We start from the raw sequence: 571 nt of genomic DNA, 5'->3' as shown, positions 1-571 counted from the left end.
GCCCGGGGTGGGGCGCGGTGTGATCGAACCGGGCGAGTCGTTCACCTACGAATTCGACGCGATCCCGTTCGGGGTGCACCTGTATCACTGCCATGTGAGCCCGCTCGCCGAGCACATCGCCCGCGGCATGTACGGCACCTTCATCGTCGACCCACCCCAGGACCGGCCGCCGGCGGACGAGATGGTGATGGTGATGCACGGGTACAACACCACCTTCGACGGCGAAGGCAACCAGCTCTACGCCGTCAACGGCATCCCGTTCCACTACATGCACGAACCGGTCCAGGTCCGGCGCAACGAGCTGGTCCGGATCTATCTGGTCAACGTCCTCGAATACGACCCGGTCAACAGCTTTCATCTGCACGGCAACTTCTTCGACTACTACCCCACCGGCACCCGGCTCGAACCGTCCGAATTCACCGACACCGTGGTCCAGGCGCAGGGCCAGCGCGGCATCTGCGAACTCCGATTCCCGTACCCGGGCAGATACATGTTCCACGCACACAAGACCGAGTTCGCCGACCTCGGCTGGATGGGATTCTTCGAGGTGTCCGAATGCCCCCGACCCCCC

Annotated in this window: 1 protein-coding gene; it reads left to right on the top strand. The window is 63.9% G+C overall.

The features are described from left to right. A partial coding sequence (locus OEY_RS29415) for a multicopper oxidase domain-containing protein (RefSeq protein ID WP_157180053.1) occupies positions 1–571 on the top strand: 571 nt, incomplete at both ends.

Source organism: Rhodococcus sp. P14 (assembly GCF_000256505.1).
Lineage (GTDB): Bacteria > Actinomycetota > Actinomycetes > Mycobacteriales > Mycobacteriaceae > Rhodococcus > Rhodococcus ruber.
The sequence above is the reverse complement of the archived record's forward strand: the minus strand, read 5'-3'. Positions and strand labels throughout refer to the sequence as shown.